Annotated in this window: 13 protein-coding genes; 3 read left to right on the forward strand and 10 right to left on the reverse strand. The window is 67.0% G+C overall.

Going from position 1 to position 13,493, the window contains the following annotated elements:
- Positions 1-5: 5 nt before the first annotated feature.
- Positions 6-1,064 (forward strand): aldo/keto reductase, encoded by a 1,059-nt coding sequence (locus QZ186_RS06090; RefSeq protein WP_296416162.1) that lies wholly within the window; start codon positions 6-8, stop codon positions 1,062-1,064.
- Here QZ186_RS06090 and QZ186_RS06095 read toward each other — a convergent pair.
- From QZ186_RS06095 to topA, 5 genes are read right to left on the reverse strand one after another with little or no spacing between them, the layout of a single operon-like run.
- The gene (locus QZ186_RS06095) at positions 1,061-2,140 is read right to left on the reverse strand and encodes a hypothetical protein (protein ID WP_296416163.1); all 1,080 of its coding nucleotides are present in this window, start codon (positions 2,138-2,140) and stop codon (positions 1,061-1,063) included. The genes QZ186_RS06090 and QZ186_RS06095 overlap by 4 nt on opposite strands.
- 9 nt (positions 2,141-2,149) lie before the next feature.
- On the reverse strand, positions 2,150-3,268 hold the full coding sequence (cobT, locus tag QZ186_RS06100) for a nicotinate mononucleotide-dependent phosphoribosyltransferase CobT (RefSeq protein ID WP_296416164.1): 1,119 nt from the start codon (positions 3,266-3,268) through the stop codon (positions 2,150-2,152).
- Positions 3,265-3,903 (reverse strand): DUF2232 domain-containing protein, encoded by a 639-nt coding sequence (locus QZ186_RS06105; RefSeq protein WP_296416165.1) that lies wholly within the window; start codon positions 3,901-3,903, stop codon positions 3,265-3,267. Before QZ186_RS06105 ends, cobT begins: the two co-directional genes overlap by 4 nt.
- A 14-nt stretch (positions 3,904-3,917) precedes the next feature.
- Positions 3,918-4,325, reverse strand: coding sequence for a hypothetical protein (locus QZ186_RS06110; RefSeq protein ID WP_296416166.1), 408 nt, complete (start codon positions 4,323-4,325; stop codon positions 3,918-3,920).
- Positions 4,325-7,042: a type I DNA topoisomerase gene (topA, locus tag QZ186_RS06115; RefSeq protein WP_296416167.1), complete on the reverse strand. Its 2,718-nt coding sequence runs from the start codon at positions 7,040-7,042 to the stop codon at positions 4,325-4,327. The genes QZ186_RS06110 and topA overlap by 1 nt, the downstream gene beginning before the upstream one ends.
- 117 nt (positions 7,043-7,159) lie before the next feature.
- On the opposite strand from topA, the gene QZ186_RS06120 reads away from it, so the two are divergent.
- The gene (locus QZ186_RS06120; protein WP_296416168.1) at positions 7,160-8,743 is read left to right on the forward strand and encodes an NAD(P)H-quinone oxidoreductase subunit N; all 1,584 of its coding nucleotides are present in this window, start codon (positions 7,160-7,162) and stop codon (positions 8,741-8,743) included.
- Positions 8,743-9,453 (forward strand): ABC transporter ATP-binding protein, encoded by a 711-nt coding sequence (locus QZ186_RS06125; protein WP_010318062.1) that lies wholly within the window; start codon positions 8,743-8,745, stop codon positions 9,451-9,453. The genes QZ186_RS06120 and QZ186_RS06125 overlap by 1 nt, the downstream gene beginning before the upstream one ends.
- Here QZ186_RS06125 and QZ186_RS06130 read toward each other — a convergent pair.
- From QZ186_RS06130 to QZ186_RS06150, 5 genes are read right to left on the reverse strand one after another with little or no spacing between them, the layout of a single operon-like run.
- Complete coding sequence (locus QZ186_RS06130; protein ID WP_247479283.1) at positions 9,450-10,409, reverse strand: M23 family metallopeptidase; 960 nt, start codon at positions 10,407-10,409, stop codon at positions 9,450-9,452. The two genes, QZ186_RS06125 and QZ186_RS06130, sit on opposite strands and share 4 nt — an antisense overlap.
- A gap of 19 nt (positions 10,410-10,428) precedes the next feature.
- The gene (locus tag QZ186_RS06135; protein ID WP_296416169.1) at positions 10,429-11,175 is read right to left on the reverse strand and encodes a biotin--[acetyl-CoA-carboxylase] ligase; all 747 of its coding nucleotides are present in this window, start codon (positions 11,173-11,175) and stop codon (positions 10,429-10,431) included.
- Positions 11,157-12,365 carry an aminotransferase class I/II-fold pyridoxal phosphate-dependent enzyme gene (locus QZ186_RS06140; RefSeq protein ID WP_296416170.1) on the reverse strand — a complete coding sequence of 403 codons (1,209 nt, stop codon included), beginning with the start codon at positions 12,363-12,365 and terminating at the stop codon, positions 11,157-11,159. Before QZ186_RS06140 ends, QZ186_RS06135 begins: the two co-directional genes overlap by 19 nt.
- A complete protein-coding gene (locus QZ186_RS06145; RefSeq protein WP_010318066.1) occupies positions 12,352-12,684 on the reverse strand; it encodes a thioredoxin domain-containing protein in 333 nt (110 codons plus the stop codon). Before QZ186_RS06145 ends, QZ186_RS06140 begins: the two co-directional genes overlap by 14 nt.
- 24 nt (positions 12,685-12,708) lie before the next feature.
- Complete coding sequence (locus QZ186_RS06150) at positions 12,709-13,476, reverse strand: PspA/IM30 family protein (protein WP_296416171.1); 768 nt, start codon at positions 13,474-13,476, stop codon at positions 12,709-12,711.
- Positions 13,477-13,493 lie beyond the last annotated feature (17 nt).

The raw sequence follows: 13,493 nt of genomic DNA on the forward strand, positions 1-13,493 counted from the left end.
GCACGATGCGGGCCACCAGCAGCCCGCAGCAGATGGCGGAGGTGCTCGATGCCGCCCTGGCCGCGGGCATCAATCACATTGAGACCGCCCCGGCCTACGGCCCCGCAGAAGCCTTCCTGGGCCAGGCCCTGCGTGCACGCCCCCCTGGGGAGCTGGTGCTCACCAGCAAGCTGCTGCCGGGGATCAGCCTGGAGGAGGGACAGACGCAGCTCCGCGGGATCCTGCAACGCCTGGGCGTGCAACAGCTCGACAACCTTGCGGTCCATGGCCTCAACCGCAGGGAGCACCTGGATTGGGCCCTCGAGGGGGCCGGAGCGGATCTGCTGCAGTGGGCCCTGGGGGAGGGACTGGTCACCCAGGTGGGGTTCTCGAGCCATGGCGAGCTCTCGCTGATTGAGGCCGCCCTCGCCTCTGCCCGCTTCAGCTTTTGCAGCCTGCACCTCCATTGGTTCGATCAAACCCGACTGCCCCTGGCCCAGGCGGCCCTGCGGGAGGGAATCGGGGTCCTGGCCATCTCGCCAGCCGATAAGGGGGGCCGGCTCTACGCCCCACCTGAGCAACTGCGCGCCGACTGCGATCCCTTTGAGCCCTTGGAGTTGGCCTATCGCTTCCTGCTCGATGCGGGCATCTCCTGCTTGACCCTGGGGGCCGCCCAAGCCAGCGACCTGGACCTGGCCCAACGCCTCATGGTCGACAAGGAGATTGGTCTGGAACCGAGCCATCGCCAAGCCCTGGAGCGGGCCTGGCAGGCCGGCCAGGGTCGACTGGCTGAGACCGCCTGCCAGCAGTGCCGGGCCTGCCTGCCCTGCCCCAACGAGGTACCAATCCCCGAGCTGCTGCGCCTGCGCAACCTGGACCTCGGCCATGGCCTCAGCGCCTTCGCCCAGGAGCGCTACAACCTGATCGGAAGAGCCGGGCACTGGTGGGAGAGCGTGAATGCCTCCGCCTGCGAAGGCTGTGGCGAGTGCCTACCCCGCTGTCCCCATCAGCTCCCCATTCCTGAACTCTTGGCTGAAACCCATCAACGCCTGGCGGCCGCACCCCGGCGCAGGCTCTGGGGTTAGCGGCTGAGGGCCTGATCCCACAGGGTCTGCCAGCGGCTGCGCTCCGCGGGCGTGAACACCGGCAAGTTGTTGCAGCGTTGCAGCACCGCCTCACTGGGGAGCAACAAAGGCCGCAGTCGCTCAGGCCAGCGCTGCAGCACAGGCTCCAAGCGCTGACGCGGAAGCGGGGGCACCCAACCCGCCGCCAACAGGCGATCCACCAGGGGCAGGCTGAGGCCATCGCGCACCCACTCCAGGGGAAGCGGCGGATCCACCCCCGCTGTGTCCTGGGGAGGAAGACGGAGCAGCAGCTGCCACCAGAGCGGAGAGCCGGACTCCGGAAGGAAAGCCGAGAGCCGCGGATCTTTCTTCAGCAGGGGAATCGCCCGATGGCTGGGAACCACCGCCGCATCCGCCTCACCGGCCAACAGCAGATTCAGTCCATCGCGCTCATCCAGCGCCAACGCCTGCCCCACCAACTGGGACAGCTGCTGCGGCAGCGCTGGGTTGCTCAGGGCCTTGGGATCGCCGCTGGAGAGACCCAACTGACGCAGGGCCAGCTCGATCACCACCCGCGGACTGGAGGGCAGCACGACCTTGCCGCGAAGGCTGGGATCGAGCAGCAACGACCAACCCAACTCGCGCTGCCGCCAGAGGTCCGGGCGACTGCGCAGCACCAACAACCAGGTGCCAAAGGCCCACGGGAAAGCCAGGGGAACAGCGCCCTCAGCCGCAAATAACCGACTGGGGGCCTGGGCCATAGGCGCCAGCTGCTCGAGCAGGGCCGGAGCCTCGAGGGGCTGGAGCCGGGCGCGATCGAGCTGCTGGGCCCAGCCGTCTCCGAGGGCCAACAAGGCAGCCCCCGCCAGGGGCTGCTCCTGCAAGGCGGAGCGATCCACCAGGCTCAGGAGCTGCTCCGGGCTCTCCAGGGCGCGGGGCTGCCAGGGCGACGGCAGCTCCTGCAGCCAGGCCTTGGGCAAGTCCCCTTTCACGCTCAACAGCTGCGGCTGGCCAGAGCGCGCCGGTGCACAGCCGGCAGCCGCGCCCAGGGCCGCCACTGAAGCCATCAGTTGCAGAGCGTGGCGGCGGGAAGTCACAAGCGCAGGCTAGGCCGGGTGCTGCAGCTGGTCACAGGCCTGCTCACAGGCGTCCTGCAGCGCCTGCAGCGAACGCCCGCTGAGCTGCCAGAGGGCGGCCAAGCCCCCAGCGCCAACTCCCTCTTTGACGTAGCCGCGCTCGTAATCGAGCAACTCCGGGCGGCGGCTCTCCGTGAAGCGCAGGCCCGTGGCAAAGGCCAGCGGCTGCACCGCAAAGCGCTGGGCCAGTTGCAGCATCAGCCCCGGGAAATCGCTGGCCACCTCATGGGCCACCCAGGCGGTGGTCACCACCGCCGCCTGCTGGCAGAGCTGCTGGCGCTCAGGCGGTGTACACGCCGCCAAGGCCAGGGCCAGGACAGCCGCCATCTGACTGCCGCCCGCCAAGAGCAACGGCGTTCCCGCCAAGGCCGCCTGCTTCAGCAGGGCCGCCGCAACCACCTGCATCGGGTCACCCACCGCAGCCAACACAGCCTGGGGGCTGGCATCCGCAGCCAATTGAGCAGCCGCCAATCCCCGTTGAACCAAGCGCGCCTTGAGCTGGTGATCCGGCTGGCGAACGCTGCCACTGACTAAGCCCATGGAGGGAATCCCCAGGGCCTCCAGGACCGCCAGGGCGGTGGTCGTCCCCCCAGGCACACACTCGCTGAGCAACACCGGTTGGCCGGAGCGGGCCAAGCCGCGGCCCCAGCGCTCCCCCCAGCCCCAGAGGGCTTGCACCCGCTCGGGATCCATCGCCTGCCCGCCGCTGAGGCAGCGCGCGGGCGACGGGTTGAGCTGGAGATGGGGGATGGCCGGTGCGACGGGCGCCCCCAGATTCAGCACCAAGGGCTCCAGGGCCAAGCCCTCCAGAACCGCCCAGGCAATCAAGGCGGGAGAGACCCCCGCCGGCAGGGGCGGCAAGGCATGGGGTCGCCGAGCGGCCGGGCCCTGCCAGAGCAACTCGGCATCGGCGGCGGCCGTGAAGCGGCGGGACTCAGGGGTGGCCCCGGCGGCCGAGATCCCCGGCACCGCCGCCGTGTCCGTGCCAGCCAGCAGCAACAACACTCGGGTCTCGCTGGCAGCGGCCCTGAGGCGCTGGCACCACTGCTCCGCCCAGGCCGCCTCGCCGCTGATTCGCTCCAGTGTCAAAGCGGATCCAGGGCCAATAGGGGGCGCAACAAAGCCGGAGGCTCGCTGATCGGACTCTTCAGGCGGGGAAAGATCCAGAGGGCCACCGCATGCAGGGCCAGCACATAGATCAGGTTTTGCACCAGCACCAGGGCGAGGGCCATCAGCTGCACCTGAAAGAGATCCGGTCCACCGCCGATCTGGACCAAGCCAAGAAGCCGCTCCAGCACCTGGGAGGCGGCGGAGGTGATCAGGACCCAAAGGTTTTCGCCCAGGAGGATCGAGAGCACCGCCACCCGCACCAGGAAGCCACCGGCGCCGATCAACACACCCACGCCCCAGCTCAGGTACCAACTCAGACCCCGACTCCAACACCAGCCCAGCCAAAGGGCCAGGAAGCCATAGGGGAAGAGCACCAACGGACCGCGAATCGGCCCCATCAAGGCCACCAAGAGCAGGGCCGCCACGGCCACACCCTCCACGGCGCAACGGCCGTTATGGCGAAGCTGCAGCAACGCCAGGGGCAAGGGCAGCGCCAGGCGAAACAGGGCACCACCCACCGGGAGGTAGTAGAGGCCCACCCAGAGCAAGGCTGTGGCCGCCGCCAGGTAGGCCGTATCGGTGAGCTGTCGGGCCTGACGGCGACTCAAGGACATGGGATCGGGCCGGCCTAGCGCGGTTCAGGCGCAGCGGTGCGTGTGGGCGTCGTCCCGTTGGGGACGCGCTCAATGGTCTCCACTTCAAAGGCCAAGCCAGCGGCGCGCAAGGCCTGGGTCAGCACCTCCGCAGGGGCGGAAGGATCAGCGGCGGGCAATTTGATCGTCACCCGATAGGGGGCCGGCGGTGCGCTGGGACGAGGAGCCGCTGGCGCTTCAGGGGGTTTCGGCGCCGGCTTTTGGGCCACCGGTTTCTTCTCCTCCTTCTTGGGCTCGGCGGGCTGAGTCGGGGCGGCCGCAGGCGGTGCCTCGGGGAGCGGACTGGAAAAACTCCGCGACAGCTGGTCGCCAAGGGGGGTGCCCTGGCAGCCGGCCAAGGCCGCTGCGAGCAACACAAGCGAACCCCAGCGCAGTGGCGCCATCAGCTGTCGGCCGCCTTGATGATCCTCACTGCGCTAGCCCGAAGCCGACCCGTTTTGGTGGTGGCCGGCGCTTTTTTCGCCGCGGGCTTTTTGGCGGCTGGTTTCTTGGCGGTGGTGGATTTCGCTGCGGTCTTGCGGCCCTTGCCTTTGCCCGAGGCCGCCTTCGCGGCCAGCAACTCCACCGCCTGCTCAAGGGTGATGGTGTCGGCTGTTGTTCCTTCCGGCAGCGAGGCGTTCACCTTGCCCTGCTTGACGTACAGGCCATAGGGACCATCAAAGAGCTGGATGGCTTCATCGCCGCCCTCAGGGGTGCCGAGATCCTTCAGGGCCGTGCGGCCGCCGCGACCCCGCTTGGGCATCGCCAGCAACTCCAGGGCACGGGAGAGGCCCACCATCAGGACATCGTCCTCAGCCTTGAGGGAGCGGTAGTCCTTCTCGCCCTTGCCCTTGTGGTGGACGACATAGGGGCCAAACCGACCCAGACCGGCCTCGACCTTGCCGCCATCGGGGTGTTCGCCCAGGTGCCTGGGGAGACGCAGCAGCCCCAGGGCGTCCTCCAGGGTCAGGTCTTCGGGCTTGGTGCCCTTGGGCAGGGAGGCCCGCTTGGGCTTGGGATTCTCGTCACTGACCTGACCGCGCTGCACGTAGGGCCCGTACTGGCCAAACAGCAGATAGACCAAATCTCCGGTCTCGGGATCTTCACCCAACGCTTCGGGCCCATCGGCCTTCTGCTTGAGGATCAATTCCGCTTTGTCCGCGTCGAGATCCGCTGGAGTGATCTCGTTGGGGAGGGTGGCCTTCAGGAGCTCTTCGCTGCCGTCGTCGGCCACGCGCTTGGTTTCCAGATAGGCCCCAAAGCGACCAATCCGAACCACACAGGGCAGCCCCTCCAGGGCAATGGTGCGGGAGGCGGTGGGGTCGATATCCCCTTCCCGCTGCTGAACCTGGGTCTCGAGCCCCTGATCACCCTTGTAGAAGCTCTCCAGGTAAGGGAGCCACTGCACCTTCCCGGTGGAGATGTCATCGAGGGTGCCCTCCATCCGAGCCGTGAAGCTGGTGTCCACCAAATCGGGGAAATGCTCCTCCAGCAGGGCCGTCACAGCGAAGGCCGTGAAGCTCGGGGTCAGGGCATTGCTCTGCAGGGTCGCGTAGCCGCGGTCGACGATCGTGCCGATGATCGAGGCGTAGGTGGAGGGGCGACCAATGCCCTCCTTCTCGAGCATCTTCACCAGGGCCGCTTCGCTGTAGCGAGCGGGGGGCTGGGTTTGGTGGCCCAGCGCCTCCACGCCTTTGCAGCTGGGGCTATCGCCACTCTTCAGGCTTGGCAGCAGGACTTCCTGGCCTTCCAGCGCCGCATCGGGGTCGTCGCTTCCCTCGACGTAGGCGCGGAAGAAACCGGGGAAATCAATGCGTTTGCCATTGGCCTTGAAGCTGGCGGGTCCGAGGCTGCCGCCATCCACCTCCAACTCAACGCTGAGCATGGTCAGGCGGGCTTCCGCCATCTGGGAGGCGACGGTGCGTTTCCAGATCAGCTCGTAGAGGGCCAGGTCCCGGCCGTCCAAGCCAGTGGTGGAGGGATCACGGAAGCTCTCACCGGCGGGGCGAATCGCCTCGTGGGCCTCCTGGGCGTTGCGGGCCTTGGTGGAGAACTGACGGGGTGAGCCGCTCAGGTAGTCCTTGCCGTATTTATCGGCGACACAGTTGCGGGCCGCATTGATGGCCTGGTCACTGAGATGCACCGAGTCGGTGCGCATGTACGTGATGAAGCCCCGCTCGTAGAGCCCCTGGGCCGTGCGCATGGTCTCGCGGGCCGAGAGACGCAGCTTGCGGTTCGCTTCCTGCTGCAGGGTGCTGGTGGTGAAGGGGGCCACCGGCTTGCGGGTGGAGGGCTTTTCCTCCACGGACGACACCCGCCAGGGCGCAGCCAAGACGGCCTCGCGCAGGCTGCGGGCATCGGCCTCGCTGAGCAAACGAACCTTGCTGCCGGCCTTCAGTCCACCGGTGTTTTCGTCGAAATCGGAACCACCGGCAATGCGCTCGCCCTTGAGGTGGGTGAGCTTGGCGTCAAAGGGGGAACTGCCTTGAGCCAGCTGGGCTTTGAGATCCCAATAGCTGCCGCTCTTGAAGGCGCGGCGGGCCCGTTCCCGTTGCACCAGCAGCCGCACGGCCACGGACTGGACCCGTCCGGCGCTCAGGCCCCAGGCGACCTTCTTCCAGAGCAGCGGGGAGAGGGTGTAACCCACCAGGCGATCGAGGATCCGCCGGGTTTCCTGGGCATGGACGAGCTCCATATCGAGCTCTCGGGTCTGCTCCAGGGCGCGACCGATGGCCTCCTTGGTGATCTCGTGGAAGACCATCCGCTTCACCGGCACCTTCGGGTTGAGCAGCTGCAGCAGGTGCCAGCTGATCGATTCCCCTTCCCGGTCTTCGTCGGTCGCCAGTAGGAGTTGATCGGCGCCCTTGAGGGCGTCCTTGAGTTCCTTGACCACCTTCTTTTTGTCCTTCGGCACCACGTAGAGCGGCTCGAAGTCGTTGGTGGTGTTCACGCCGAGATTGGCCCACTTCTCGCCCTTGTGGGCAGCGGGGATCTCGCTCGCGTTGTTGGGCAAGTCGCGCACGTGCCCCATCGAGGCCTCAACCTTGAAGTCCTTCGGCAAGAACCCGCGGATGGTGCGGGCCTTGGTGGGGCTTTCAACGATGACGAGGGTGTGCGCCACAGGCAGGCGGTGAACCGCTTCCCTCTTTATCGCACCGGCGGTCAACCCCGGCGAGAAAGTCCGAAGGACGACGCCAGCGCGGCTACAGTCCAGCCCAACGGGCGTGATCCAACAGCTGTGCTCTCTCTCCTGGCTGCCGCCGAGACCGTTTCCACTGCGGCTGCTCCCCTGGTGAGTGGCATCACATCGCTGCAGCTCAATGCAGGAGCCATTGCACCGGAGGGTGCAGTCCTGCTCGCGATGCTGGCCTGCCTGCTGGTGGACCTGGCGGGGGAAAAAGCAGCTGCACGGTGGGTCCCCCTCTTTTCTTATCTCGGACTGGGCAGCGCCCTGGTCCTGCTCGCCCTGCAATGGGACGCAGCACCGCTTGAACCCTCCTTCCTCGGCTCCTTCCTGGCCGACAACCTGGCCATTGCCTTTCGCGCCGTGGTCGCCGCCTCAACCCTGGTCTCCCTCTTAATCAGCTGGCGCTACGTCGAGCGGGCGGGCACCCCCGTTGGTGAATACGCCTCGATCCTGTTGGCGGCCACCCTTGGCGCGATGCTGCTTTGCGGGTCCACCGACCTGGTCAGCATCTTTGTGTCCCTCGAGACCCTCTCGGTCGCGAGCTATCTGCTGTCGGGCTACATGAAGCGCGATGCCCGCAGCTCCGAAGCCGCACTGAAATATCTGCTGGTGGGGTCCGCCGCTGCTGCGGTGTTCCTCTATGGCGCCTCCCTGCTCTACGGCTTGACCGGCGGCAGCACCAGCCTGGAGGCCGTCGGCATTGCACTGCAAACCAGCGCTTCGCCGGTGGCAGCCCTGGCCTTGGTGTTCGTTCTGGCCACCGTCGCGTTCAAGATCGCGGCGGTGCCCTTCCACCAGTGGACCCCTGACGTCTATGAGGGCTCGCCAACCCCAGTGGTGGCCTTTCTCTCGGTCGGCTCCAAAGCCGCTGGCTTTGCCCTGGCCCTGAGGATCCTGGTGGGTTGCTTTGAGCCCTTCGAGGCCCAGTGGAAGCTTCTCTTCACCGTCTTGGCCATCTTGAGCATGGTCCTGGGCAACGTCGTCGCCCTGGCCCAGACCTCGATGAAGCGGATGCTGGCCTACAGCTCCATCGGTCAGGCCGGCTTCGTGATGATCGGCCTGGTCTGCGGAACCGAAGACGGTTACGCGGCAATGGTTCTCTACATGGCCGCCTACCTGTTCATGAACCTGGGGGCCTTCGCTTGCATCATCCTGTTCTCCCTGCGCACGGGCAGTGATCGCATCAGCGACTACGCCGGTCTCTACCAGAAGGATCCACTGATCACCCTGGGCCTGAGCCTCTGCCTGCTCTCCCTCGGTGGCATCCCTCCGATGCTGGGCTTCTTCGGCAAGATCTATCTCTTCTTCGCCGGTTGGGCAGACCACCAGTACCTGCTGGTCGTGGTCGGCCTACTGACCTCCGTGGTCTCGATTTACTACTACATCTCGGTGATCAAGATGATGGTGGTCAAGGAGCCCCAAGAGGCCTCTGAGGTGGTCAAGGCCTACCCAGACCTCAACTGGAACCTTGCTGGACTTCAGCCCCTTCGGGCCGCCCTGGTGTCCTGTGTCGTGGTCACGGCCGTGGGCGGCATCCTGTCCAACCCGCTGTTCACCTGGGCCAGTGGTGCGGTCTCCGGCACCCCGATGCTTCAGAAAGCCCTCGCTTCGGCCGCGGGCCTGCCTGTGGGTTGATGGCAAGCGGCACCGGGCCCGTCGTTGCCGAACTCGAGCACATTCGCAAGACCTACGGCAGCGGTGACACCACAGTCATTGCCCTCGATGACCTGAGCATGAGCGTGCGACGCGGTGAGTACGTCGCCGTCATGGGCACCTCGGGCTCAGGCAAGAGCACCGCAATGAACATCCTGGGCTGCCTCGATCGGCCCACCAGCGGCAGCTATCGCCTCAACGGCACCGCCGTTGAGCAACTCTCCGACGATCAACTCGCCGACCTCAGGAACCGCGAACTGGGCTTTGTCTTCCAGCAATTTCACCTGCTCCAGGAGCTGACGGCCCTGGAGAACGTGATGTTGCCCATGGTCTATGCGGGCGTTCCGGCTGAGGAGCGTGAGCAGCGGGGCATCCGTGCCCTTGAGCGCATCGGCCTTGGAGAGCGCCTCTACAACAAACCCAACCAGCTCTCCGGCGGACAACAGCAGCGTGTCGCCCTCGCCAGGGCGATCATCAACCAACCCAACCTGCTGCTGGCGGACGAACCCACCGGGGCCCTCGATTCCCGCACCACCTCCGAGGTCCTGGATCTGTTTGATGAACTGCACCAGCGGGAGGGGGTGACCATCCTGCTGGTGACCCACGAACACGAGGTGGCGGCGCGGGCCCAGCGGGTCGTGCACTTCCACGATGGACGTCTGGTGAGTGCAGGCGCTGGATCCCAGCCCTAGCCCCCAGGTCGCTCCAGGCTGCTGATCAGTTGCCCCATCAACAGGGCCACCGCATCGCTGCCGCGCAGGGCTGAACCGGGATCGAACTCCCCCGGATCAACGGCCACCCAGCCACCGGAAACCGGTTGACGCAGCTCGAAATGCAGGTGGGGCCCTGTGCTCAAGCCGGTGCTGCCCACCCGGCCGAGCACCTCCCCCTGCAGCACCCGATCACCGGCGCGGACATAGAGCTCGGAGAGGTGGCCGTAAAGGCTGCGGCGGCGCGGCCGTTGGTGCTCCACCTCCACCGCCAGGCCATAGCCACCGGCCAAGCCACTGCTCACCACCCGACCGGCCAACGCCGCCACCACCGGGGTGCCCTCCGGGGCCGCCAGGTCATCTCCGGCATGAAGACGCCAGCCCCCAAGCAGGGGATGCAAACGCCAGCCAAAACCGCTGGACTTGAAGGCCGAACCAATGATCGGCAGCAGCAACCGGCGGTTGCCATTACCCGCCACCGGTGCCGGCCGAGGCGTCACCCGAAACACCTTGGCCAGGTCAAAGCGGCCGCCCAGCAAGGCCGACACCGGAACCGACAGGGGAGGACGCCGCGAACCCTCACGCCGCAGACCCCAGCGCAAGGCAATGCCACCGCTGCATTCACGGGCGGAGAGCGCACCGCTGCGACAGGCCTGTTGAAAGGCCCCCACATCCAGGGGCCGGAGCTCCCCTCCGCCCCCCCGCAGGGCCCGACGCTCCGAGGGGGTGACGATGCCCTGGCGCACCAGCGCATCCAGGGACTGATCAAACCGCTTCGGCGGCGGCAGCGCCTGAAGCTGCGGCAGGGAGGGACGCAGGGGCGCCTGCTGCGCCGGCAGGGGCGGCGGCTCCAGTGGTCCACTGGGCTCAGACGCCACCGGTCCAGCCAGAAGCACCGGCGTCAACAGCAGCCAACGGAGCCGTGGAGGGCGCATCACATCCGCATCCTAGGAAGCCCTAGAAACGGCGCCTGAGCACCAGCGAACCGGACCCGTTCTGCAGCTGCAGACCACCGTCCTGGCTGAGGCCCGTGATCGTCCAGTGCTGGCCGTCATGCTCAACGCCACCGGGGTCCCAGAGGCGTTGCTCGGCCTGCCGCCGCACCAGCTCGGGCTGGTCCGCCGCGGCCACGGCCCATTCCAAGGCCCGCAGCACGCGCGCCCCCAAGGCAGCCGGCTGCTGCCTGCCCAGCAGTTGTCCCAGGCTGATCGCCCCCATCGGTACGGCATTGGAGCCATTGAGGCCCAAACCAATGCGGGCGTGGCGAACGGCGCCGGAACGCCAGGCCAGGCGCGGCAAAAATCCACAGAGCTTGCGGCCCGAGACCAACAGATCGTTCGGCCATTTGATCGCCGGCGCCAAGCCCAGCCCCTCCAACTGCAGGGCCAAACCGACGGCCACCGCCAGGGCCAGGGAGGCCGCTCGATCCCCCTCGCAAGGCCAGGGCAAGGCGGCACTCAACCAGATCCCACCGGCGGGAGAAGACCAAGAGCGTCCCTGCTGGCCCTGGCCAAATCCCTGGCGACGAGCCAGCACCACGCGGGCGGCTGAAGCCATGGGATCACGCCGGAGCCACTGATCCAGCTCCCGTTCCGTGCTCGCGCAGATCGGCCGCACCTGAATCCGCCAAGGCAGCGGATAGTCCCCTGGGGTTTGGCGCAACTGCCGCGCCAGAGCCGCGGCGCTTAAAGGCTGCTCAGCCATGCCCCCATGCGCTGGGCGCCGGCCTCCAGGGCCGCCGTGTCATGGACCAAGGCCAAGCGCGCGAACCCCTCGCCCCCCTCCCCGAAGCCGTTCCCGGGGGTCAGGCAGACGCCTGTCGCCTCCAGCAACTGGCCGCAGAACTGCTCGGAGGTCCAACCGCGCTGGCGGGCCTGCTCAGGCAAGGCCAGCCAGAGGTAGAGCGCCATCGACGGGCGCTGCACGGGCCAACCGGCCGCCGTCAACGCCGCGATCATTCGGTCGCGGCGCTCCCGGTACACCGGTTTGAGCCGCTCTGGCCAATCGGGCGCCTGCTCGAGGGCCGCAATCCCCCCCGCCTGCAGGGCTAAGGACTGGTTGAAATCCACCACCCCCTTGAGCTGGCGCAGGGCCTGGATCAGGGGTGCAGCACCAATCGCAAAGGCCATCCGGAATCCACCCAGACACCAACCTTTGGAGAAGGAGAAAAACTCAATGCCGCACTGGCGCCAATGGGGGGAGCGCAGCAGAGACGGAGCCTCCCCCTCGAGGGCCAAATCGACATAGGGGTTGTCGTGGGCGAAGACCAGGCCATGGCGAACGGCCCGCGCGGCCGCTTCATCCACCCAGCCCTGCTCTCCCGTAGTGGCCGTTGGGTTGTGGGGAAAGCCCAGGACCATCAACTTGAGCGCATCCCACTCCGCAGCGCTCAGCTGATCAAAGTTGGGGGCAAAGCCCCGCTCCCGCTCCAGACGCAGGAAGCGCGGCTGCGCGGATGCCAAGCGCAGCCCCCCCAGGTGGGAGGGATAGAAGGGATCCAGCAGGAGCGCGGAATCGCCGGGATTGAGCACCGCCAAGGGCAGGTGGGCGGTGCCTTCCTGGGATCCCACCAGGAACAGGACCTCGCTGGCGGGGTCCACCGCCACCCCAAAGCGCCGCTCGGCCCAGGCCGCGACGGCTTCCCGGAGCGGGGCCGTCGCGCCGTGCAGGCAGTAGGAAGCGCTGTCGGGATGGCCGAGGCGTTGGCGGATGGCCTCGATCGCCACCGGCGGTGGTTGGAGATCGGTTGACCCCAAGGACAGGTCAAGTAGGGGGGCCAGCCCGGCCTCTGACCGGGCCCGATAGGCCACCTTGCGTTGGTCATTGCGGGCAAAAACGCCGCTACCTAGCCCACGAACCCGTTCGGAAATCGAGAACGGATCAGAGCTGGGCATCCAAGAAAGCCTGGAGCTGGGGCTTCGCCATGGCGCCCTCGTGGCGGGCGATCTCTTGGCCGTCCTTAAACAGCACCAGAGCGGGCAGGCCCTGCACCTGCATCAAATCGCGGCTCGCTGGGTTGGGGTCAGCCTCCAACTTGCCCACGGTCAGACGACCGGCGTACTCCTGGGCCGCCCAATCCATCATCGGCGCCATCAGACGGCAGGGGCCGCACCAGGTGGCCCAAACGTCGACGAGCACTGGGGTCGAGCACTCCAGCACCTCGGCCTGGAAGTTGGCATCGGTGAGCTGAAGAACGGACACGGCGGCTGTCATGGGTCTGGCGATTGTATGGAGAGCTCAGAGCTTGTCGATGGAACGCCTGAGCTCTTCAAGCTCCGTATCAACCTCGCTCACCTTGACCGGCTGCACCCCCTCAGCACCGGCGGGCAGGGACGGGGCATCGGAAGAACCCGAGAGCTTGCCCTTCAGGGCCTCCAGCTCGGAATCGACCTCAGGTGCCCCCTCCAGGGCGGCGAACTGGCTTTCCAGATCTGCACCGGCCAGTTCAGCGGCGGCCTGACTGCGGGCCTCCAGGGCTTGGACCTTCTCCTCCATCTTCTCGAAGGCAGCCATGGCGGAATTTGTCCCGAGGCTGCCGACGGCGCTCTGCAGCTGCTCCTGGGCTTTGGCCGCCTGGGCCCGCGCCTTGAGCATGTCTTTTTTGGTCTTGGCTTCGGCGATCTTGCTTTCGAGCTGCACCAAGCTCTTCTTCAGCTGATCCACCTGGCCGCACTGGCTCTGCAGCTGGCCCTGCAGTGCGGTGGCGGTGTCCTGACAGGTCTTACGGCGCCCCAGGGCCTCACGGGCCAGGTCCTCTTCGCCTTTTTTGAGGGCCAACTCGGCACGCTCGTACCAAGTTTTGGCCTGGGCATCGGCCTGATCGGCCTGGTTCTGAATCCGCTTCTGGCTGGCGATCGCCGTGGCGACGGCCTGGCGCAGTTTGACCAGATCGGCCTGCATGTCCGCAACCGATTGGTCGAGGATCTTGACGGGATCTTCAGCCGCACTCAGGGCTGCGTTGGCGTTGGCACGAACCAACCGGCCGAGGCGATCAAAAAAGCCCATGGAGCAAGCAGAGCTGA

Origin of the sequence: Vulcanococcus sp. DEBay_Sum29NL08_54, assembly GCF_017859255.1 — a bacterium.
Lineage (GTDB): Bacteria > Cyanobacteriota > Cyanobacteriia > PCC-6307 > Cyanobiaceae > Vulcanococcus.